A 21,160-nucleotide genomic window follows, 5' to 3' on the forward strand; every position below is an offset into this window, starting at 1 on the left:
GAAAGAGATGTTCGCCGAAAAACCTGACATCTCATGTCAGACAAGGCGTTCGACCACGAGAACGGCGGCGTCGTCCTGCAGCCGGCCGCCGACGTGGGCGAGCAGATCCTCGTGGATGTAGCGCACGAGCGCCTCCGGGTCGCCGCCGGGCCAGGCCCTGAGCCGTTCGGCGAGCGGATAGAAGGCCCCCGACCGGTCGCGCGCCTCGACGACGCCGTCGGTGTAGAGCACGAGCAGGTCGCCCGTCTCGTACGGGAAGGTCTTCACGACCATGTCGTCCGGATCGCACTCGCCCATTCCCAGGGGCGGAGCGGGGTCCTCGACCTGCGGCATCAGTACCTGGCGGCCGTGCACCAGCAGCGGCGGCGGATGCCCGCAGGTGACGAGCCGGATGACCGGATCATCGTCGGGCACCTCGGTCAGCGCGGCGGTGATGAAGAACTCCATGGGGTCCGGCTCGGCGGCGTCGCGGGTCAGGCTGCTCTCCAGGTGGGCGATCAGGTCCCGCAGGGTCGCGTGCCGGTGCGCGGCCTCGCGGAAGGCGCACAGGAGAAGGGAGGCGTCGCTGATGGAGGCCAGCCCCTTCCCGCGCACGTCGCCGATCAGCAGCCGGGTGGCGCCCTCGGTGCGCGCCGCGGCGAACAGGTCACCGCCGATACGGGCCTCGGCCGCCGCCGCGAGGTAGACCGACGCCAGCCGCAGCGGGCCGACCCGGGGCGGGACCGGGCGGAGCACGACGCTCTGCGCGGCCTCCGACACCGAGCGGACCTGCGCGAGTTCGCGCTGGCGGCGTTCGCGCAGCACGCAGAAGACGACGATGACCCCGGTGACCGCCACGAGCGAGATGATCTGCACCTCGTGGTTGAGGGTGGACAGGCCGCCGCGCCTGCGGCCGGCGACGAGCAGGCCCAGCAGGGCCAGAACCCCGACGGCTCCGGTCGTACGGGGGCCGCCGGACAGGGCGGCGATCGCGGGCGCGGTGGCCAGGAGAGGGCCGAGGTGGACGCCGTACGGCAGTAGATCGTCGGCCACGACGATCACTACGATGAGGACGACCGGGATGAGCAGCAGCGTCTGGCCCGGTCGCCACGGTGGGCGCCAGAGCGCCCCCGGCTCCCGTCCTCGCACATCGTCTACCTACCCAGCGGTCATGACGTTTCCGCAGGCAGAAGTGTCGAACCCAGGCCATCTCTGACAGATGCCCCCACGGTCGCCGTGCGGCGTCGTAAGATCACGCGGATGTAGCCTTCGGCCCGACAGCCCCCTGCCCGCGAGGATCTGATGGAGCAACACATGTTGGTGGCGGCGGTCTGTTTCCTGGCCGCGGTCGCGTTCGTCATCGTGATCCTGCTGGTCCGCCAGCGCCGGGTCACGGCCCGCCTGCGCAGCCGGGTCTCCGTGCTCGAGAAGGGCGCGACCCTCCGCGACGACGAACTGTCCCACCTTGTGACGACCCGTCTGCCCGCCCTGATCCAGTCGCTGAACGGCCGTCAGGTCGACGTGCCCGGCCCGCGCCACCCGCGCCTGGCCGAGATCCCGTACGGGCGGAACCTGGACCAGGTCACGGAGATGTTCGCTGAGTCGGGCGGCCGGGCCAAGGCGCGCGCCGACGAGTCGGCCAAGGCCACGCTGAAGGCGATGATGCGCGGCGTGCAGAGCCTGGCCAACGAGCAGCAGCTCGCCATCTCCCGGATGCAGGCCCTGCACGACGACCCCGACGTCCTCGAGGGCCTGCTCAAGATCGACCACATGAACGCCCAGCTCGGCCGGCGGGCGCAGGCCAGCGCCGTCCTGTGCGGATCGTGGCCGGGCCTGCAGCGGTCCGCCTCCTCCCTCACCGACGTCGTACGCGGCGCGACGTCGCGGATCCGCGACTACCTGCGGGTCACCGTGCACTCGCAGGTGAGCGACGCGGTGGTCAGCCGTGCGGTGGAGCCGGTGGTCCTCGCGGTCGCCGAACTCCTCGACAACGCGGCGCGGCACTCGCAGCCGAACACCCCGGTCGAGGTCAACTTCCAGCCGGCGCACAACGGGATGGCCATCGTCATCGATGACGCGGGCGTCGCGATGAACAGCGAGGAGCTGAAGCGGGCGAGCCGCCTCCTGTCCGGCCAGGACGCGGTCGACATCAACCGGCTCGGCGACCCGCCGCAGGTCGGGTTCGCGGTGATCGGCGTGCTCGCGGCCCGCTACAACTTCAGCGTGTCGGTGGACACGCGCTCGCCGTACGGCGGCGTGCGTGCCGTCCTCTTCCTGCCCACCGTGCTGCTGACCCGCCTGGACGACCGGCCCAAGGCCGGCCGCGCGACGCCGCAGGCCTCCGTCGCGGAGAAGATCGCCCCCGAGGCCGTGAGTGAGGCTCCCGCGAAGGCGCCGCCCTCGCTGACGGCGGGCGGCCTGCCGCGACGCCGGCGCGCGGCCGCCGGGCAGGCGGACCGGCCGCAGCCACAGACCGCCGGAGCGGAAGAGAGACCCGCGCCGGCGCCCACAGGGCTCGATGAGCCGGGCCGGCCGGCCCGGCAGACCGCCGCGGGCCTGGGTGCCTGGCAGCGCGGCACGCAGGCCGGCCGCGCCACCGTCCCGCCCGACTCCGAAGGGAAATCGCAGGCATGAACGACGCCGTGACCAACAAGCTCGGCTGGATGCTCGACGATGCCCTGAAGATGCCTGAGACGCGGCACGCCATCCTTCTGTCGGCCGACGGGCTGCTGATGGCGCACTCCGAGCGGATCGGCATGGACGATGCCGAGCGGCACGCCGCCGGGATGTCGGGGCTGCAGTCGCTCGCGCGCAGCACGGCGGAGTTCTGCGGCGACGACGCGCAGACCACGTGGCGGCAGACCGTGACCGAGTTCGACGACGGCTACGTCTTCCTCGTCGCCGCCGGTCCGGGCGCGTACCTCGCGGTGTCCGCCACCGAGAACGTCGATATGGAGGCGGTCTCCTTCCGCCTCCAGGAACTCGTCCAGCGGCTGGGCAAGGAACTCACCATCCCGCCGCGTGGTGGCATGCGGTGAGCCCGCCTCGGCCCGAGCGCGCGCTCGTACGGCCCCACGTCGTCACGGGCGGCCGCGCCCACCCGACGCGGAACATCTTCGACCTGGTCACCCTCGTCCTCGCCGGCCGTACGCAGCTGACCGGGCTGAGCCCGGAGAAGCGCCGGGTGATGGAGCTCTGCCAGGGCGGCGCCCTGTCGGTCGCCGAGGTCGCCGCCCACCTGGCGCTGCCCGTCAGCGTCACCAAGGTTCTGCTGTCCGACCTCGTCGACAGCGGCCACGTCGTCACCCGGGCCTCCGCCGCCGAGGCCGATCTACCGGCGGACCACCTGCTGAGGGAGGTGCTGGATGGGCTCCGCGCTCGTCTCTGACCAGCTTTACGTCCGTGAATCCGTACGCCACTCCGTCAAGATCCTCATCGTGGGCCACTTCGCGGTCGGCAAGACCACCATCGTCGGCGCCCTGTCCGAGATCCGGCCGCTGCGCACCGAAGAGCACATGACGCAGGCCGGGGAGTCCGTGGACGACCCCTCCGGCGCGCCGGGCAAGGTGACGACGACCGTCGCCATGGACTTCGGCCGCCTGACGCTGAGCGACGACCTGGTGCTGTACCTGTTCGGCGCGCCCGGCCAGGACCGGTTCAAGGCCATGTGGCACGACCTGGCGCGTGGCGCGCTCGGCGCGCTCGTGCTCGCCGACACCCGCCGCATCGAGGACTCCTTCGACGTCATGACGCTCCTGGAGGAGCGCGGCCTGCCGTACGCGGTGGCGATCAACCGGTTCGACGGCGCGCCGGTGTTCCCCGAGGAGGAGCTGCGCGAGGCCCTCGACCTGCTGCCGACGACTCCGCTCGTGAGCTGTGACGCCCGCGACCCGGTCTCCTCCACACGCGCGCTCATCGCCCTCGTCGAATACCTCGTCGAGACCAAGAAACGGGAGTCCGCGTGACCGCCGAGCAGTCCGAGACCGGTACGGAGCCGCCGCCCGGCTGTCCCGCCCACGAGGGCGGGTTCCCGCTGCACGGACCCGATCTCGCCGAGGACCCGCACGCGGTGTACGCGCGGCTGCGCGAGCAGGGCGTCGCCGTGCCGGTCGAGCTGTCCCCGGGCGTGCCCGCCACCCTCATCGTCGGCTACGACGCCGCGCTCGACGTGCTGCGCGACCCGACGACGTTCCGCAAGGACCCACGCGGCTGGCAGAAGACGATGCCGGACGACTGCCCGGTGCTGCCGATGATGATGTACCGGCCGAACTGCCGGCACGCCGACGGCTCCGCGCACAGCCGGCTGCGGGCGGCGGTGACCGACAGCCTGGCGCGCGTGGACATGTTCGCGCTGCGCGGGTACGTCGAGCAGGCCGCCGGCACGCTCATCGCGCGGTTCGCGGCCAAGGGCGTGGGCGACCTGGTCGCCGACTACGCGCGGGCGCTGCCGCTGCTGGTCTCCAACGAGATGCTGGGCTGCCCGCCGGAGATCGGCGACCGTCTCGTCGAGGGCATGAGCGGCATCTTCGACACCGTCGACGCCAGGCGCTCGAACGAGATCCTGCGCGACGCGGTGGTCGACCTCGTGCGCCTCAAGCGCGCCGAACCCGCGCAGGACATCACGTCCTGGCTCGCCGAGCACCCCGTACGGCTGAGCGACGAGGAGATGCTGCACCAGATCACCACGCTCCTCGGCGCGGGCACCGAGCCCACCCAGAACCTCATCGTGAACGGGCTGCGGCTGCTGCTGTCCGACGCGCGGTTCGCCGGCGACCTGTCGGGCGGCAACCTGCAGGTCGAGGACGCGATCGACGAGGTCCTGTGGACCGACCCGCCGATGGCCAACTTCGCGATGACCTATCCGGTGCAGGACGTGGACTTCGCCGGTGTACGGCTGCCGAAGGACCAGCCGGTGGTGATCAGCCTCGCCGCGGCCAACACCGACCCGGCGCTGGCCACCGACCACCGCGAGGGCAACCGCGCCCACCTCGCCTGGAGCGCGGGCCCGCACACCTGCCCCGCGCAGGCGCACGCGCGCCTCATCGCGTCCGCCGCCATCGAGGCGGTCCTCGACGCGTTGCCGGAGATGGAGCTCGCCGTACCCGCCGGCATGCTGAAGTGGCGTCCCGGGCCGTTCCACCGCGCGCTGACCGCGCTGCCGGTCAACTTCCCGCCGGTGGCCATGCCCGGCGGCGAGATCCCGCCCGAGCTCCTCCGGCGCCAGTCCCCGACGCCCGTACGCGCGGCCGCCCCGCGAGAGCCCCGCCCGGCGACCGACTGGACGTCCCACGCGCCGGACGGCCTGGCGGCCGTGCTCACCGCGCCGCGCCCGCCGGCGAGGAGGCGCGGGATCTCGCGGTTGTTCCACCGGCGCTGACACACCGCTCAGATCGCGTCGAAGTCGCCGTGCCGCCCGCTGCCGGAGGCGAACCTCGTGGCCCCGCCGCGAGCCTCGGCCGCCAGCGCGACCTCGCCGTGCCGCCACTCGCCGGCCATCGCGTCCGGAAGCGAGCGGCCGTCCTGCTCGTACGCCGAAAGCCGGTCGTGCCGCATGCACAGCTGGGGGAAGCGCGCGATCTCGGCGGCCAGCTCCTCGGCGCGGAGACGCGCCTGACCGGCGGGGACGACGCGGTTGGCCAGCCCGAGCCGGGCCGCCTCCTCCGCGCCGACGGGCCGCCCGGTGAGGATCATGTCCATCGCCGGGCTCAATCCGATCAGGCGCGGGAGCCGAACGGTGCCGCCATCGATCAGCGGCACGCCCCACCGGCGGCAGAACACGCCGAAGACCGCGTCCTCCTCGGCCACCCGCAGGTCGCACCAGAGCGCCAGCTCCAGGCCGCCCGCCACCGCGTGCCCGGCGACCGCGGCCACCACGGGCTTGGACAGCCGCAGCCGGGTCGGGCCCATCGGCCCGCGGTCGGACTCCTCCGGCGGCGCGACGTCGAACCGCCCGGCGGCCACCGCCTTCAGGTCCGCGCCCGCGCAGAACGTCCCGCCCTCCCCGTACAGGACCGCGACGTGGGCCTCCGGGTCGGCGTCGAAGGCGGTGAACGCCTCGTACAGCCCGGCGGCGTGCTCGGGGTCGACGGCGTTGCGCACCGCGGGACGATCGATCACCACGGTCGTGACCGCGCCCGCGCGCTCGACGCGGATCATCGGGCCCGCTCCACGCCCGCCCAGAGTGGATCGCGCAGCTCCCGGCGCAAGATCTTGCCCACCCCGCTCTTGGGGATCGCCGGCACGAACTCCACCCGCTTGGGCACCTTGTAACCGGCGAGCCGGGCGCGTACGTGCTCGGTGAGCGCGGCCCCGGTCACCTCGGCGCCGGGCCGGCGGACCACGAACGCGACGACCGCCTCGACCCAGCGCTCGTCCGGCGCGCCGACGACCGCGCACTCGGCCACCGCCGGGTGGGTGTGCAGCGCGTCCTCGACCTCACGCGGATAGACGTTGTACGCGCCGCTGACGATCATGTCCGAGGTCCGGTCGACGAGGTGGAGGAAGCCGCGTTCGTCGAAGCGCGCGACGTCGCGGGTGCGGAGCCAGCCGTCGCCGAGGAACGTCGCGGCGTTCAGCTCGGGAGCGCCGAGGTAGCCGGCCATCGCGAACGGCGCGCGTACCGCCACCTCGCCCGGCTGCCCCGGCGCCACGTCGGCCCCGTCCTCGCCGACCAGCCTGATCTCGGCGTCGATCGCCGGCTGCCCGCAGGAGCCCAGCGGCGCGTCCGGCCCGACGTGGTCCTCGGCGGCCAGTACCGACAGGCACAGTGGCGCCTCGGTCTGGCCGTAGTACTGGGTGAAGATCGGCCCCCACGCCTCCAGCGCCTCCTCGATCACCGGGCGCGGCATCGGGGAGGCGCCGTAGATCACCGAGCGAAGGCGGCTCAGATCGGCGCCCGCCTCGCCGTTCGCGAGGAGCATCTGCAGCATGGTCGGCACGAGGTTCGCGTGCGTCACGCCGAACCGGGAGGCCGCCGGCAGGTAGCCCTGCGGGTCGAAGCCGTCGAGTACGGCCGCCTGTGCGCCGCGCAGCCAGAACGGCAGCACGAAGGTGCCGCTCGCGTGGATCAGCGGCGCGGCGTGCAGCATCACGTCGTCGCGGGCCGGGCTGAGGAGGTTGGCCAGGATGTTGGCCACGATCGCCGCGTAGCTCGCCTGCGTGTGCTGGGCCGCCTTGAGCGTGCCGGTCGTGCCGGAGGTGTAGAGGGCGAGGATCACGTCGTCGGGCCGCGCGGGCAGGCGCGGGTCGGTGGCCGACGCCGCGCCCATCTCCTCCAGCAGGTCCCGGTCACCGGTACGGCCGGTGCCAAGGCCCGTACCGAGGCTGAGGGTCCGCAGCCCGTGCAGGCGCTCGCGGAGCTCGGCGGCCCGCCCGGCGAGCGCCGCCTCGTACACCAGCGTGCGCACTCCGGCGTCGATGAGCATCCGCGCGTGCTCCTCCGCCGACAGGCGGGCGTTCAGCGGCACCCGGCACACCCGCGCCTTGAGGCAGGCGAAGTCCAGCGGCACCGTCCAGAGCCCGTTCCCCAGTAGCAGGGCGACGCGCTCGCCCGGTTCGACCCCGACGCCGATGAGGGTGTTGGCCATCCGGCTGGCCGCCTCGTCCACCTGCTGGAACGTCAGCGCGTCGTCGCCGTACCGGATCGCGACGCGGTCCCGGTGGCGGCGCGCCCCGGCCCGCACCATGTCGACGGTCAGCATCGGCTCTCCTCCAGCGTCGTCCGTGACCGGCTGGGACAGTCCGGCCTCGCCAAATCAGCCCGGTCCATCGGGCTCGGGCAGAGGGGGAGATCGTAACCGGCGTGATCGTTGCCTGGGCATTGTGCTTCGGCCGCGGGCGGCTGCCGGTCTCGGGGTACGGATAACGGAGAAACCGCAGGCAGGAGCGTATGCGTCGTCCTGGGAGAGGCCGATGGCGAAAGAGACGACGCTGCGCCCATCGCGGCCGGTCCGCAGGTTCGTCGGCGTCACGGCCCTGGCCGGGTCGCCGGTCAGCGTCCTGTACGCGGCGATGGGCCTGATGACGCACGGCACCAAGCTGCTCGTCCCCGTCCTCATCGTCGTGTCGACCCTCGTGATCCGGCCGATCGTCCTGCTTTTCAGCCGTACGCACGTCGCCCCGGACCGGATCGTCACGTGGCGCGTGCCGATCCGGCGGCGCGTCGTGCCGGTCTCCCAGGTCGGCCTGGTGGAGGTCCGCCGCGGCCTCCTCCTGGAGTGGCCGGTGCTGTATCTGCGGGACGGCAGCCTGACCGAGCTCGGCGCGCCGACGCGCCTCTGGTTCCGCGCCGACCCGGACTTCGACCGCGCGCTGGGCGAGCTCCGCACCCGGGTCCGGCATCCGGGGACCTCGGGGCCGTACCACCAGTGGAGCCTGCCCCGGCTGGTCGGGGGCCCGCTGCTCGCGCTGACCGCAGTCGCCCTCGTGCTCATCGATCCGCCGTGGGCCAGCGACGCGTGGCCGCTGCGCGTGCACGCCAAGGCGCTGCCCGACGCGTGCCGGATGCTCGACGCCCGGGTGAAGCGGCTGCTGCCGGGCGCCCAGGTGGACCGGCTGCTCAGCCGCAACGACGACTCCGACCCGCACGTCAAGCGGCACACCTGCCAGTGGAACGCCACGCACCGTACGCCCGGCGGGATGACGCTCCTTGACGTCGGGCGGCTGAGCATCCAGCTGGAGCTGGACCATGGGATCGGCCCGGTCAGCGACGCCGAGGAGGCCCACCGGACGTTCGCCCGCGTGACCCGCGTCGCGATCGGAGCCGGTGAACGCGTGAGGAGGATCCCGCGCATCGGTGACGAGGCGGAGCTGATCGTCCAGCATCCCGGTACGGGCTTCGCCTGGGTCACCGTCGCCGCGCGCAAGGCCAACGTCGAGGAGAAGATCGACCTCGTCTACAGGGAGCGGTCGCGCGAGCACGAGGCCGCCGAGACCGCGACCGGGCTCGCACGGCTGGGCCTCTCGGAGATCCGCTTCCGCTGACCCGCGCATTTCACGTGCGGAAACGTGGCTCACGGGACAGGGGGATGCGGCCGGTCCGCCACTCTCGCGCAAAATCGGCCACCGAACGTCATCTTTTCGGCTACCCATAGTGATGACGTGACGTCTACCGGGATCGCGTGCCTCCCTCGGCTGCGGGTCCGCCGGAAAGGGGCGGGAGATGCCGGGTACGCAGCCTGCCGGGCCGCACTGACATGGGCCGCTTCGGGGTGGTGCTGGCCGGGGTGGATGGCACCGACTCTGGGCGTGCGGCCCTGGAGACCGCCGCCGGCGAGGCGGTGTCGAGCGGCCTGCCGCTGGTCGCGCTGCACGTACGACGGTCGCCGCGGCCGCTGGAGCTCATGGCCTGGGAGACCTATCCGCTGGCCGAGCAGTGGCGCGACGAACTCGAACTCGAGGCGTGGCTGCAGTGCACGGTCCTGCTCACCGAGATGTCGCTGGAGTGGCGGTTCGACGTCGTGGACGGCGACCCGGCCCACGTGCTGCGCTCGTACGCGGCCGACCGCCTGGCGCGCGCGGTGTACGTGGGCTCGCGCATCCGCACCCGCTGGGCGGCGCGCCTGCACCGCTGCCCGGCGCTGGACCTGCAGCGCCGCTCGCCGTGCGCGGTACGGGTGGTCCGCTTCTTCGCCCGTGACGAGCGGGAGCACGCATGAGAACGGCCCCGCCGGAGCGGGGCCGTTCGCGCGTGTCTCTACGGCCGGACGGGGCCCTCGCCGACGCCGGTGTGCTCGATCGCGGCGGCGATCTCGCTCAGATCGGCCTCGGTCAGCTCCAGATCGGCGGCCGCGAGCCAGCCGTCGATCTGGTCCGGGCGGCGGGCGCCGACGATTGCGCCGGTCACGCCGTTCCAGGCCAGGGTCCAGGCCACGGCGACCGCCGCGGGCTGCACGCCGTGCCGCTTCGCGACGGGCACGAGCGCGTCCGCGAACGCGAGATTGGCGTCGAGATTCGTGGTGAAGTCCGGGCTCCGCTTACGCCAGTCGTCCTCGGGCAGGTTGTCGACCCGCTCCTTGGAGAAGGCGCCGGTCAGCAGGCCCGCCTGCATCGGCGAGTAGACGATGACGCCGGTGTCGTGCGCGGCGCACCAGCCGATCTCGGCGGCGGCCGCACGGTGGATCGCCGAGAACGGCGGCTGCAGCGAGTCGACGTGGCCGAGCTTCTCGGCGACATCGAGCTGGCCGACGTCGTGGTTGGACAGCCCGGCCGCGCGGACCTTGCCCTCGGCCTTGAGGTCCAGCAGCGTCTGCCAGTACTCCTCCAGCGACGTGCCGTCCTCGGCCGGCCGGTGCATCTGGTAGAGATCGATGCGCTCGACGCCGAGGCGGCGCAGGGAGTCCTCCACCTCGTGGCGGATCTCCTTGCCCGTACGGGTCGCCGGCTTCGTACGCTCGTCCAGGTCCCAGACCAGGCCGCACTTGGTGAAGATGTACGGCCGGTCGTTCTCGGGGATGTCCTTGATCGCCTGGCCGACGATCTCCTCGGAGTGCCCGAGGCCGTAGACGGCGGCCGTGTCGATCCAGTTGACGCCCTGGTCGACGGCGTACCGGATGGCCGCGACGGACTGCGCGTCCTCCTGAGGTCCCCAGGAGTACGCCCAGTCGCCGCCGCCGATCGCCCAGGCGCCGAAGCCGACCCGGGTGATCTCCATTCCGGTCGTGCCGTACGGCCGTGTCGGAAGTGCCATCGTTTTTCCTCTCGTATGCGTCCTCAGGCGACGTCGAGCCGGGCGAACTCCTCCGGGCTCAGCTCCAGCTCGGCGGCCTGGGCCGAGTCGCGGATCGTCTCCGGCCGGCTCGATCCGGGGATCGGGACGACGACCGGGGACTTGGCGAGCATCCAGGCGAGCGCGACCTGCTGCGGGCTCACGTCGTGCGCCTTGGCGACCTGCGAGAACGCGGAGTGCTCCGCGCCGAGGTCGCCGGCGCTCGTGATGCCGCCCAGCGGGCTCCACGGCAGGAAGGCGATGCCGAGGACGTCGCACAGGCGAAGCTCGGCCTCGCTGTCACGGTAGGCGGGGGAGAACTGGTTCTGCACCGAGACCAGGCGCCCGCCGAGGATCTCGTTGGCCTCGCGGATCTGGTCCGGGCTGGCGTTGGAGACGCCGGCCATCCGGATCTTGCCCTCGTCGAGCAGGCCGCGGAGCGCCCCGATCGAGTCGGCGTACGGGACGGCCGGGTCCGGCCGGTGGTACTGGTAGAGCCCGATCGCCTCGACGCCGAGCCGCTTGAGCGAGGCCTCGCAGGCGTGCTTGAGGTGTGCGGGGGAGCCGTCGAGCTGCCACGACCCGTCGCCGGGACGTACGTGGCCGCCCTTGGTCGCCACGAGCACGCCGGAGGTGTCTCCGCCGTACGTGGCCAGGGCGCGGGCGATGAGCGACTCGTTGTGGCCCACTTCGTCGGCGCCCACGTGGTAGGCGTCCGCGGTGTCGATCAGGGTGACACCCGCGTCGAGCGCCGCGTGGACCGCGGAGATCGAGCGGCTTTCGTCGGGGCGGCCCTCGATCGACATGGGCATGCCCCCCAGCCCGATCGCGCTGACCTGAACGTCACCGATCCGGCGTGTACGCATGTGACAAGACCTCCGAAAGATGTTTCGCGTGGGGACGGCGAACCGCCCGTGAGGCGGGCCGCCGGCGGGGTGCAGAAAGAGGCTCTCCCCGGCGAACGGGCCTCGAAACTTTGCCACGGGCCATGGATGGTCCCGCGCGTCCGGCGGCCCGTGTTCGGCGGCCTGGTCTCCAGCCTGTACGCGGGGACCGGTGATGTCCAAGAGCAAAAACCGATGGCATCCAGAAGCAGGGGTGATGAATGCCTCAGCGCGGGTCGACGCGTACGCCCTTGGCCAGCAGGGCCTCGCGCAGCGCGGCGATGATGGGCACCTGGCCCTTCACGAGGAGCTCGCCGGCGCGCTCGAAGGGCACCCAGTCCGCGCGGTCGATCTCGGGGAACTCCTGGATCCTCCCCGATCCCTTCGGCCACTCCATCGCGAAGGTGTCGCTGTGGAATCCGCCGAGGTCGAAGCCGCCCTCGACGGCGTAGGTCGTGATGACCTTTCCGCTGGACTGGCGGCAGTCGCCGAGCTCGATCAGGTCGCCGTCCGGGGGCGGCGACCCCATCTCCTCGCCGAACTCACGCCGGGCGGCGGAGAGCGGCTCCTCCCCGTCCTCGTACTCGCCCTTCGGGATCGACCAGCCGCGAGCGTCCTTCTTCGCCCAGAAGGGCCCGCCCATGTGGCCGATCAGGACTTCGAGGCCGAGCTCGTCTCCCAGCCGGTACACCAGCAGAGCGGCACTGCGCTTGGGCATCGTCCGTCCTTCCGTAGCCGAGGTTAGGGTGATGAATCGTGGAGCTGCGCCATCTTGAATACTTCATCGCGGTCGCCGAGGAAGAGCATTTCACTCGCGCCGCCGAGCGTCTGCACGTCGCCCAGTCGGGCCTGTCCGCGTCGATCCGCTCCCTGGAGCGCGAACTCGGCGCACCGCTGTTCGTCCGCAGCACGCGCCGGGTCGGGCTGACGGAGGCCGGCCGCGCCCTGCTGGCCGAGGCGCGCCGCACCGTCGCCAGCGCGGCCGCCGCCCGCAACGCCGTCGCCGCCGTCCAGGGACTGCTGCGCGGCACCGTCTCGATCGGCACCGAACAGTGCCTGGCCGTGATCGACCTGCCCATGGTCCTGGCCCGGTTCCGCACCGTCCACCCGGGCGTGGAGATCCGGCTCCGGCAGGCCGGCACGACCGGCCTGCTGGAAGAGGTCCGTACGGGCGGCCTGGACCTGGCGTTCGTGGCCCTGTCCGGCGCCCGCGCCCCGGCGGGGGTGAGCCTGACACCGCTGACGAGCGAGCCGATGATGCTCGTCTGCCATCCGGGCCACCCGCTCGCCGCGTGCGAGACCGTCGACTGGAGCCGGCTGCAGGACGAGACGTTCGTGGACTTCCACGGCGACTGGGGCGCCCGCCAGGTGACGGACCGCGCGTTCGGCGCGGCCGGGCTGGAGCGGCAGGTGGCGCTGGAGGTCAACGACGTCCACAGCCTGCTCGACTTCGTGGCCGAGGACCTGGGCGTGGCGCTGGTGCCCCGGCCGTTCGCGTACAAGAAGAACAAGAAGGTGCACGCCGTGCCCCTGCGCCCGACGGCCCCGTCGTGGGTGGTCTCGGTCGCGGTCCCGGCGAACGGCCCGGCCAACCCGGCCACCGACGCCCTGCTGAGCATCGTCGAGGAGTCCACCTCCGCCCCCGCCGCCCCATCCCCGAACGGCGCCGCAGCCGTCGGCTGACCCCCGCTCGGGTTTGCGGCAGTGGCCGGGCGGGGGCGTGATCGTGGCGGCGTGGGCGGTTGCCAGATTCGGGCTTCTGTCATTCTGTCGTCGTTTTTAATTTGATCTTGTTAGCCAATGAATACGCTGGACTGACCATTTCGGTCAACGTGGTCCGACCGTAAGATGACAAGCGATGTCGGGCAAATCCTGCGCCTTGTCGCATCTCAGCGGCTCGCCGATGATTCATTTGGCCGGGTACGGCGCCCGATTCATCGGATGGAAGGCCCCCGCGGTGGTCGAGTGGCCGGAACTCCCAGGCCATTCCCGGATTCGCCATAAGGGCGTGTCCGGAATCCCCCGCAGGAGGCTCGCATGAGGATCTCAGGATCCGCAAAACCGGCGGAAAGGGGCTGCTCGTCTCCGCCGCCGGACTCGCCGTCGCCGCTTTCCTCGTCGCGCCCGCGGCGCAGGCGCAACCCTCTCCCAAACCCCCTCAGAGGGCCGCTGCCGCCAAGTCCGCGGCGGCCCTGGCGAAGAAGCTCGGCGGAAAGGTGAGCGCCGGCGCGGAAAGGTCGCCGACGCGATGAAGGCCGCCGGTGTCGCGGGCACGTCATGGGGCGTGGACCCGGTCGCCGACCGGCTCCTGATCTCGGCCGACAGCACGGTCACCGGGGTGAAGCTGGCCAAGGTGCGGGCCGTCGCCGAGCGCTTCGGCGCCGCGGCCAGACGAACGTCTGCGCCGAGCCCGGCGACAGCGGCGGCTCCCTGTTCGACGGGGGTACGGCGATCGGCCTGACCTCCGGCGGCCGGACGTTCTTCCAGCCGGTGACCGAACCGCTGGCCGCCTACGGCGTCAGCGTCTTCTGAGAGAAGCGGCGGGTCCCCGCACGCCCGGCGTACGGGGACCCGGTCGTCTTACGCCCATGCCCGGCTCACCTCCACGCACCGTCGCAGGCCGTCGGGGGCTGCGGAACTGTGGGTGCTCGAACGCCAGGTGAAGCCGTGGGCATCGGTCTCGAGGTGCTGACCGTCGGCCTCCTTACCGGCGGCGGTCCGGGCAGGAGCGTCGTGTGCCGGAGGGCTTTCCCGCAGGGGGCGTGAGGCCAGATAGTGCCCGGTGCCGGTCGTAGCGATGATCACCCGTCGCCGGCCGTCGCCGTACGTCTGGGTGGTGCTGCCGGCCCGGCCGATGACCACGATCTCCAGGTCGAGGTCGCCCGCGACGGCCCTGAGGTCGGTGGGGGAATGACGGTTCTCCCGCACGATCTCTTCCGCGTCCTCGCGGGTCAGCCCCAGACCGGTCGCGGTGGCCACGACGGCCCCCAGCAGGCGGTACGGCTGCTCGGTCAGCTCGACGCCGCGCCGGCGGGCGGCGGCCTGCTGCACCTGCGGCACGGCGGACGGCCGCGATGGTGGGGCCGCCCAGCGGGCGCCGTCGCGGTGCAGGGTGACGGGGAAGCCGCCGGGGTTTCCGGCCACGTACGAGGGGGCGCCGTCCTGCTGGACGGTGATGCGCAGGTCGAAGACCCAGCCGGCCAGGGCGGGGGCGATGGTCCCGGCCGCGTCGTCCGACGAGCCGGGGGTCCGCAGGTCGGTGATGATCCTGCCCCAGGGCACCTGGTTGGCTCCCACGTACTGCGAGATCGCGCGGTTCCGGGCGGGACCGTCCAGACCGGGGTTCTCCCTGTCGACGTGGTCCTCGGCGATGGACCGCAGGGCCTGGTGCCACAGACGATTGCGGACGGGAGCGTCGTCGCGCAACGTGTCGGCGAGCCGGTCACGGATCCCCTGAACGCTCAGCGCTTCGGCGGGCAGACGATCCCCGGCCGCTTCGAGCAGGGCGTACATGAGGCTGTCACCAGGACGACGGTGGTACGGCTCCTCCATGATCAAGGCTGGGCGGGCCGGCGGTGGCCCGTACCGGGGACTCGCCGGCGGCCGGCCCGTTGGGGTGACGGGTATCGCCCGGTACGACCGGGGTCTGCTCGCCGGCCGGCGAACCCCGAAGGCACCGAGCAGGCGGCCGACGATCGCCGGCGAAGAAGGGCCTGTCCCCTCGTAGCCGGGACCGAGGTCGGCGAGGAGCGCGTCGATCCGGCGTTCGTCCAGGTGGGGGAAGTGGCGGGTCATCGCGGCTCGGGAGAGTCCTCTTGGCCCGGCCCGGCCGATGTGCCCCCGTAGCGCGTTCAGGTCCCGGTCGCCTTCCGGGACCTCGCCGTCCGGTCGCTCGTCGTCCGGGGCATCGAGGGCCCGCCAGCGGGCGCCGTTCCTCGTGAGGACGATGGGGTAGCCGTCCGGTGCACCGACCGGGGCCAGGAGAGTGTCCCCCTGCTGAATGTGGATGCGCAGGTCGAAGACCCGGCCGGCCAGAGCGGGGCCGATGTTCCCGGCCGCGTCGTCCCACGCGCCGGGGGTCCGCAGGTCGGCGCTGATCCGGTGCCAGTCCACCTCCGTGCGGGTGCCGGAGTACCGGCTGACCGCTTGCCTCCATGCCGGGGAGCCAGGGGCGTGGAGTCGCCCGGCGAGGCGTTCGGCGAGGAACCGGAGGCCCTCGGTGTGCAGGTTCCGCTGATGTTCGGCGGAGTCCCGCAGGGCGTCGGCGAGCCGGGTGCGGATTCCCTGAACCGATCGCGCGTCCTCGGGCAACCGGTGGGCCGCCGACTCGAGCAGGGCGTCCAACAGGCTGTCACCGGGACCGCGATCGGGCCGGTCCCCGCGGGTGTAGCCGGGCACGTCGCTGGGGGCGTAGCCGGGCGGATCCATGGGCGTGTAGCCAGGGGGAGCGGTGCTGACAGCCCTGGTTTCGGTGGGCGGGGCGAGGCGTTCGGTCGATGCGCCGGCGACGCTCCCGTGCGGAGGGGAGACCAGCGTGTAGCCGGTGACCCGCCCGCCGGAGATCGTGGCGCTGGCGCCGGCGGCCTCGACGCATGCCCCGGCGCTGCGGATGGGCCTACGCCATGCGCCGGTGCCGGCGGTGCCGTGCCGGAGTGGGAAAGGCGAGTTCATGAGGTCCCTCCTCACGCCCGGCGTACGGGGGCGTGGTCAGTAATAGTGCCGCAGGTCCGGCCACAGCGCCGACCAGGGCTTCGCCGTACCGGCGCAGAGCGTGATGCGGGCGCCCTGCTCCTGGTTGTCGACGTCACGGCCGGTGTTCACGCGGCCGACCTCGCGGCAGCCGGTGAAGTGGCGCCCGATCTCCCGATCGCCGTCTTGGTAGACCAGGAGCACCGGACCGTTCGCGGAGTCGGGCGGCGGGCCCCAGCCGGCGTTGCTCATGTGTCCCGAGTACGGCGCCGGCAGGCCGTACGCCGGTCCGTACCGAGCGAGTGCGCCGTCCTCGCCGTAGTTCTCCGTGAAGATCACGGCGTGTGGACGCGAGGCGGCCGGGATCGCCGACCACCGGGCCGCCACGGCGGAGGTGAACGCCGGCCAGCCGACCTGTTCGCCCTGCTCGGCGTTGATCCCGTTCACCACCGACAGGGAGTCCGCAGGCAGCACGGGCAGGGTGATCAGTACCGACATGGCCGCGGCCACGACACCGGCGACGGCCACGACCGTCGTACGCCATCGGCCGCGGGTCCACCGTGCGAGCGGCTCGCAGCCCGCGGCGGTGAGGACGAGGAGCAACGGAAGCGCGTAGTAGGACTTGCCGCCGGCGGCCAGGACCAGCACGCACAGCACCGGGTACGCGAGCGCCGGCGACCGTGCCCACGGAAGGTCGCGCCACAGGTGCCGGATCCCGGCGATCCAGACCGGAACGAACAGCGGCGAGAGGTAGGCGATCTGCATGGGGACGAACAGCACCCGGTTCTCCGCGCCGTCGTCGGAGCTGATCCCGCCCGCGACGGTCAGCTGCGGCCAGCCGTGCGTGGCCTGCCACCACAGGTCGGGTCCGGCGACGAGCAGCGCGACGGCCACCCCCGCCACCGGCCACAGGCCGCGCAGCACGCCGCGCGGCCCGGCGACGAGGACGGCCACGACCAGGGCGACGGCCAGCAGCCCGACGAGGTACTTGTTGAGCGTGGCGAGGCCGACCGCGGCGCCCAGCGCGAGCCACCAGCGGCCGTCGCCCGTACGCAGCAGCCGGAGCGCCAGCCACGCGACGACCACCCAGGCGAGCAGGTCGAACGTTGCCGTGGAGACCATGTGGCCGACCGCGAGGACGAAGCCCGAGGCCGCGGTGGCGAGCGCGGCGAGCACCTGGGCGCGCCGTCCGCCGCCCAGCTCCCGCGCCACCAGGGCCACGACGTACACGGTCGCCGCGCAGGCCAGCGTCGAGACGACCCGCAGCCCGGCCGGGGTGTGACCGAAGACGGCGGTGGCGGCCCGCGCGACCAGCGGGGTCAGCGGCGGCTGGTCGACGTACCCCCACGCGGGGTGCGCGCCCGCGACGAGGAAGTACAGCTCGTCGCGGTGGAAGCCATAGCGGGAGGAGAGCGCGGTCAGGACGGCGGCGACCACGGCGACCACGATCGTCACCGGGACGGCCGCGAAGCCGGCCAGGCCCGATGCGGCCTGCTGTCGCGCGGTTCGCTCGACGGCCCTCATGGCGCGATCTTCCCAATGTCCCCCGTACGGCGCCAGACCCGGAGTACGTAGGGCGACGCTCGCGTGAGCACCGGGGAATCAGGGTTTACCCGGATTGTCGGTCCGTTCGCGAAATGTTGTTGTAGATGGAAGCGAGCGGCAGTGCCGCCGACTGCAAGGAACGGCCATGAGGAACATGAACATCGTCACGCGTCTCATCCGACGCGAGCCCGTCGCCTTCCAGGGGTGCGTTCAGGCGACGCTGGCAGCACTCGTGGGGTTCGGCGTGATCACCTGGAGCAGCGAGCAGGTCGGGCTCATGCTGGCAGTGATCGCGGCCTTCCTCGCACTGTTCACCCGGGCCGCCGTGACACCCACGGCCGGGACCGCGTCCGCCACCGGGGGCGAGGACGCGGTCAAGGCCGACGCGGAGGTCCATACCACCAGGTGAGGGCCCACACCCCACCACGCGCGCCCCGGCGCATGACCGGCCGGGGCGCGGCGGGTGTGGTCACTCCTCCACGGTGATGGCGAGACTGGGGCAGACCTGCGCCGCCTCGAGTACGGCGTCGTGCAGCTCGGCCGGCGGATCGGCGTTCAGCAGCACGACGATGCCGTCCTCGTCACGCTGGTCGAACACCTCCGGGGACAGCAGCACGCACTGTCCCGAGCCGATGCACTTGTCCTGGTCGACGATGACCTTCATCGTGAGTCCTCCTCACCACGACACGGGCAGTCCGTGCACCCCGTACACGAGCATGTCGTGCTTGAACCTGATCTCTTCGAGCGGAACGGCGAGCCGCAGCGTCGGGACGCGCCGGTAGAGCGTGCCGTAGACGACCTGCAGCTCGACCCGGGCCAGTGGCTGTCCGAGGCACTGGTGCACTCCGTACCCGAACGCGACGTGGTGGCGCGCCTGCCGATGGATGTCGAGGACGTCCGGGTCGGTGAACGCGCTCGCGTCCCGGTTGCCGGCGTCGGTCGCCACGATGACGCCCTCGCCGGCTCTGATCAGCCGGCCGCCGACCTCGACGTCCTCCGTCGCCACGCGACGCCGGCCGCTGTGCACGATGGTGAGGTAGCGCAGCAGCTCCTCGACCGCGCTCGCGACGAGCTTCGGGTCCGGCTCCCCGCGCAGCTCGGCCAGCTGGTCCGGGTGTCGCAGCAGCGTGAGAGTGCCGAGCGCGATCATGTTCGCCGTCGTCTCGTGCCCGGCGACCAGCAGGAGCATCGCCATGTCGGCGAGCTGTTCGCGCGTCATCGCCTCCGCCTGTTCGACGACCAGCCTGCTGAGGAGGTCGCCTGCGGGCTCGGCGGCCTTGTGCCCGAGCAGGTCGACGAGGTACGCGTTCAGGTCGTCGGCCGCGGCGATCGCCTCGTCGGGCGTCGACCGGCTGGAGACGAGGGTCCTGCTGCACTTGTGGAAGAAGCCGTGGTCCGCGTACGGGACGCCGAGGAGTTCGCAGATCACGAGGGAGGGCACCGGCAGCGCGAAGTCCGCCACCAGGTCGGCGGGCGGCGTGCCGTCGAGCAGCGTGTCGATGAGCCCGTCCACGATGCCCTGGATCCGGGGCCGCAGGCTCTCCACCTTTTTGATCATGAAGGTGGAGGTCAGCATCTTCCGGTAGGTGCCGTGCTCCGGCTCGTCCATCGAGATGAACGCGCGCGAGCGCTTGCGCCGGGCCTCCGAGGCGGCGGTGACGTGCGGATAGCCGGGTCTGGTCACGTCCGCGCTGAACCGCCGGTCCGCCAGCACGCCGCGAACGTCGTCGTATCCGGTGATCAGCCACGGGTGGCTGCCGTCCCAGAGCCGCACTTTGGAGACTGGACTCTCGGCCTGGATCCGGCTGAGCTCGGGAGGTGGGTCGAACGGGCACTCGCCGCGCTTCATGGGGAAGGCGGGCACGTCCGACAAGGTGTCCGGCATCTTCGGAGCCTCCTACCACGAACCGTTGCCGAACGATCGTTCGGCGACTTTACCAGCATATGTCAGATGACTTTGCTCGTGGAGAATGCAGAGATGAGGCGCACGTCACGTTTCGTGCTGTTTGTCCTAGTCAAGGACTAGAGAGATCAGCTCGTCGACGAACGGGAGAATGCGGTCCGCACTGTCATCCTGCGGATTCGAGTGATAGAGCGCGACGCGGCCGTGCGTACCGACGAAGACCATGACGGCGGCCCGGTCGGCGGGCAGCCGCAACCTCTGGCCGGCCCGCTCGCAGCGCTCGAACGCGGCGACGACGGAGTCGACGATCGAGCGGAGGGGGCCTTGGGGCCGCCCGCCGCCGGGCCCGGCGATGCGGCGGTTGCCGAGCATCAGGCGGTAGTGCCCGGGGTTGGCGATCGCGAACCGGCAGTAGGCGTGCATCTGGGCCCGTACGCGGCCGACCGGGTCGGTGACGCTCTCGTCCGCCTCGCGCATGACGGCCGACAGCCGCGCGTAGTCGTACTCCACGACTCCGCGTACGAGCGCGGCCTTGTCGGCGAAGTGCTGGTAAATGCTGGCGGGCGCGATGCCGACGGCGCGGGCGAGGCCGCGGATGGTCAGCGCCTCCTCGCCGTCCAGCTTGGAGAGCAGCCGGACGGCCGCGTCCAGGATCTCGGTTCGCAGTCGGTCGCCCTGTCCCCAGGGGTTTCGGACACGCTGCGCTGTGAGACCTGTCTCGTCCGTCACACCCCCATCATCGCGTGTTCGACGCGATCGGCCCAAGTGGTTCCGAACGGCGATCGGGGTCCGATGAGGACGCGCCGCGGGGCGCGCAATCTCGGAGATGCGTCCCCAGAATGGCGGATCGACCATAGGTATCCGCATATTGAATGCGCCGAGGTATGTCGGTCGAAAGGGCGGGATACAGATGGTGACGGTGAACAGCGACGACGGGCTGGCCGTGGAGATGCCGTCGGACACACAGGTCCTGATCCGGATCGAACTCGCGATGGCACCGGAACGGGCCTACAAGGTGTGGACCACACCCGAGCTCATCAAGAAGTGGTGGGGCGCGGGCCTGGGCGAGGTCCGGAGCATCGAGGCCGACCTCCGGGTCGGCGGCGCGTGGCGTTACGTGATCTTCGCGAACGACAGCCTCTGGGGCTTCCACGGAGAGTTTCTCGAGGTCGTCCCGAACGAGCGCCTCCTGACGACCGAGATCTTCGAGAACCAGCCGGAGGCGGCGATCATCAAGAAGGTCACCTTCGAGGAGAAGGGCGACCGTACGGTCCTGACGACGCTCGTTCAGTACACCACGAAGGAATTCCGCGACGCCCAGATCGACCCCCACTGGCAGCAGGGCCTGAAGGACCTGCGGCACCACCTCGAGCAGGCCGCCTCAGTCGCCTGACCGAAAAGCACGGACAAGGATGCCGCGTTATCGGCGGCGTGACCACGATGGTGAGGACGGTT

General features: G+C 71.9%; 22 protein-coding genes. 11 read left to right on the plus strand and 11 right to left on the minus strand.

The window, feature by feature from the left end:
* Positions 1 to 36 precede the first annotated feature (36 nt).
* Positions 37 to 1,128, minus strand: coding sequence for a PP2C family protein-serine/threonine phosphatase (locus QWU11_RS18915; protein WP_290113590.1), 1,092 nt, complete (start codon positions 1,126 to 1,128; stop codon positions 37 to 39).
* A gap of 153 nt (positions 1,129 to 1,281) precedes the next feature.
* Between QWU11_RS18915 and QWU11_RS18920 the strand changes: the two genes are divergently transcribed.
* The 5 genes from QWU11_RS18920 to QWU11_RS18940 are packed head-to-tail and all read left to right on the plus strand — an operon-like array spanning position 1,282 to position 5,356.
* Positions 1,282 to 2,613, plus strand: a complete 1,332-nt coding sequence (locus QWU11_RS18920) for an ATP-binding protein (protein WP_290113592.1) — start codon at positions 1,282 to 1,284, stop codon at positions 2,611 to 2,613.
* Positions 2,610 to 3,017 (plus strand): roadblock/LC7 domain-containing protein, encoded by a 408-nt coding sequence (locus QWU11_RS18925; protein WP_290113594.1) that lies wholly within the window; start codon positions 2,610 to 2,612, stop codon positions 3,015 to 3,017. The genes QWU11_RS18920 and QWU11_RS18925 overlap by 4 nt, the downstream gene beginning before the upstream one ends.
* A complete protein-coding gene (locus tag QWU11_RS18930) occupies positions 3,014 to 3,367 on the plus strand; it encodes a DUF742 domain-containing protein (RefSeq protein ID WP_290113597.1) in 354 nt (117 codons plus the stop codon). Before QWU11_RS18925 ends, QWU11_RS18930 begins: the two co-directional genes overlap by 4 nt.
* Entirely contained in the window at positions 3,345 to 3,944 is a 600-nt protein-coding gene (locus tag QWU11_RS18935; protein WP_290113599.1) for an ATP/GTP-binding protein, read from the plus strand. The genes QWU11_RS18930 and QWU11_RS18935 overlap by 23 nt, the downstream gene beginning before the upstream one ends.
* Positions 3,941 to 5,356, plus strand: coding sequence for a cytochrome P450 (locus QWU11_RS18940; protein ID WP_290113601.1), 1,416 nt, complete (start codon positions 3,941 to 3,943; stop codon positions 5,354 to 5,356). The genes QWU11_RS18935 and QWU11_RS18940 overlap by 4 nt, the downstream gene beginning before the upstream one ends.
* Before the next feature lie 8 nt (positions 5,357 to 5,364).
* Here the strand turns inward: QWU11_RS18940 and QWU11_RS18945 are convergent, their stop codons facing one another.
* On the minus strand, positions 5,365 to 6,135 hold the full coding sequence (locus QWU11_RS18945) for a crotonase/enoyl-CoA hydratase family protein (RefSeq protein WP_290113603.1): 771 nt from the start codon (positions 6,133 to 6,135) through the stop codon (positions 5,365 to 5,367).
* Entirely contained in the window at positions 6,132 to 7,679 is a 1,548-nt protein-coding gene (locus QWU11_RS18950) for an AMP-binding protein (RefSeq protein ID WP_290113605.1), read from the minus strand. Before QWU11_RS18950 ends, QWU11_RS18945 begins: the two co-directional genes overlap by 4 nt.
* Before the next feature lie 211 nt (positions 7,680 to 7,890).
* Here QWU11_RS18950 and QWU11_RS18955 point away from each other — a divergent pair, with 211 nt between their 5' ends.
* Both QWU11_RS18955 and QWU11_RS18960 read left to right on the plus strand, forming a co-directional pair.
* Complete coding sequence (locus QWU11_RS18955) at positions 7,891 to 8,961, plus strand: hypothetical protein (protein ID WP_290113608.1); 1,071 nt, start codon at positions 7,891 to 7,893, stop codon at positions 8,959 to 8,961.
* A 212-nt stretch (positions 8,962 to 9,173) separates the two neighbouring features.
* Positions 9,174 to 9,635, plus strand: a complete 462-nt coding sequence (locus tag QWU11_RS18960) for a universal stress protein (RefSeq protein WP_290113610.1) — start codon at positions 9,174 to 9,176, stop codon at positions 9,633 to 9,635.
* Between the two features lie 38 nt (positions 9,636 to 9,673).
* Here QWU11_RS18960 and QWU11_RS18965 read toward each other — a convergent pair whose 3' ends face one another.
* The 3 genes from QWU11_RS18965 to QWU11_RS18975 all read right to left on the minus strand — a co-directional run bounded on the left by QWU11_RS18965 (position 9,674) and on the right by QWU11_RS18975 (position 12,286).
* Positions 9,674 to 10,666 carry an aldo/keto reductase gene (locus QWU11_RS18965; RefSeq protein WP_290113612.1) on the minus strand — a complete coding sequence of 331 codons (993 nt, stop codon included), beginning with the start codon at positions 10,664 to 10,666 and terminating at the stop codon, positions 9,674 to 9,676.
* A 23-nt stretch (positions 10,667 to 10,689) separates the two neighbouring features.
* The gene (locus tag QWU11_RS18970; protein ID WP_290113614.1) at positions 10,690 to 11,550 is read right to left on the minus strand and encodes an aldo/keto reductase; all 861 of its coding nucleotides are present in this window, start codon (positions 11,548 to 11,550) and stop codon (positions 10,690 to 10,692) included.
* Between the two features lie 244 nt (positions 11,551 to 11,794).
* The gene (locus tag QWU11_RS18975; protein WP_290113616.1) at positions 11,795 to 12,286 is read right to left on the minus strand and encodes an NUDIX domain-containing protein; all 492 of its coding nucleotides are present in this window, start codon (positions 12,284 to 12,286) and stop codon (positions 11,795 to 11,797) included.
* A 38-nt stretch (positions 12,287 to 12,324) separates the two neighbouring features.
* On the opposite strand from QWU11_RS18975, the gene QWU11_RS18980 reads away from it, so the two are divergent.
* Both QWU11_RS18980 and QWU11_RS18985 read left to right on the plus strand, forming a co-directional pair.
* Positions 12,325 to 13,251 (plus strand): LysR family transcriptional regulator, encoded by a 927-nt coding sequence (locus tag QWU11_RS18980; RefSeq protein WP_290113624.1) that lies wholly within the window; start codon positions 12,325 to 12,327, stop codon positions 13,249 to 13,251.
* Positions 13,252 to 13,816: 565 nt separating this feature from the next.
* The gene (locus QWU11_RS18985) at positions 13,817 to 14,029 is read left to right on the plus strand and encodes an alpha-lytic protease prodomain-containing protein (protein WP_290113635.1); all 213 of its coding nucleotides are present in this window, start codon (positions 13,817 to 13,819) and stop codon (positions 14,027 to 14,029) included.
* A 119-nt stretch (positions 14,030 to 14,148) separates the two neighbouring features.
* On the opposite strand, the gene QWU11_RS18990 is transcribed toward QWU11_RS18985, so the two are convergent.
* Both QWU11_RS18990 and QWU11_RS18995 read right to left on the minus strand, forming a co-directional pair.
* On the minus strand, positions 14,149 to 16,239 hold the full coding sequence (locus tag QWU11_RS18990) for a hypothetical protein (RefSeq protein WP_290113653.1): 2,091 nt from the start codon (positions 16,237 to 16,239) through the stop codon (positions 14,149 to 14,151).
* Between the two features lie 36 nt (positions 16,240 to 16,275).
* Positions 16,276 to 17,781, minus strand: coding sequence for a glycosyltransferase family 39 protein (locus QWU11_RS18995; protein ID WP_290113655.1), 1,506 nt, complete (start codon positions 17,779 to 17,781; stop codon positions 16,276 to 16,278).
* A 166-nt stretch (positions 17,782 to 17,947) separates the two neighbouring features.
* Between QWU11_RS18995 and QWU11_RS19000 the strand changes: the two genes are divergently transcribed.
* Entirely contained in the window at positions 17,948 to 18,211 is a 264-nt protein-coding gene (locus tag QWU11_RS19000) for a hypothetical protein (protein WP_290113664.1), read from the plus strand.
* Between the two features lie 60 nt (positions 18,212 to 18,271).
* Here the strand turns inward: QWU11_RS19000 and QWU11_RS19005 are convergent, their stop codons facing one another.
* From QWU11_RS19005 to QWU11_RS19015, 3 genes are all read right to left on the minus strand, one after another.
* A complete protein-coding gene (locus QWU11_RS19005) occupies positions 18,272 to 18,466 on the minus strand; it encodes a ferredoxin (protein WP_290113676.1) in 195 nt (64 codons plus the stop codon).
* Between the two features lie 12 nt (positions 18,467 to 18,478).
* Positions 18,479 to 19,687, minus strand: coding sequence for a cytochrome P450 (locus QWU11_RS19010; RefSeq protein WP_290113678.1), 1,209 nt, complete (start codon positions 19,685 to 19,687; stop codon positions 18,479 to 18,481).
* A 126-nt stretch (positions 19,688 to 19,813) separates the two neighbouring features.
* Positions 19,814 to 20,434, minus strand: coding sequence for a TetR/AcrR family transcriptional regulator (locus QWU11_RS19015; protein ID WP_290113702.1), 621 nt, complete (start codon positions 20,432 to 20,434; stop codon positions 19,814 to 19,816).
* 181 nt (positions 20,435 to 20,615) lie between these two features.
* Between QWU11_RS19015 and QWU11_RS19020 the strand changes: the two genes are divergently transcribed.
* Positions 20,616 to 21,098 carry an SRPBCC domain-containing protein gene (locus tag QWU11_RS19020; protein ID WP_290113704.1) on the plus strand — a complete coding sequence of 161 codons (483 nt, stop codon included), beginning with the start codon at positions 20,616 to 20,618 and terminating at the stop codon, positions 21,096 to 21,098.
* Positions 21,099 to 21,160 lie beyond the last annotated feature (62 nt).

The sequence above is a fragment of the Actinomadura sp. DC4 genome (genome assembly GCF_030406325.1).
GTDB lineage: Bacteria > Actinomycetota > Actinomycetes > Streptosporangiales > Streptosporangiaceae > Actinoallomurus.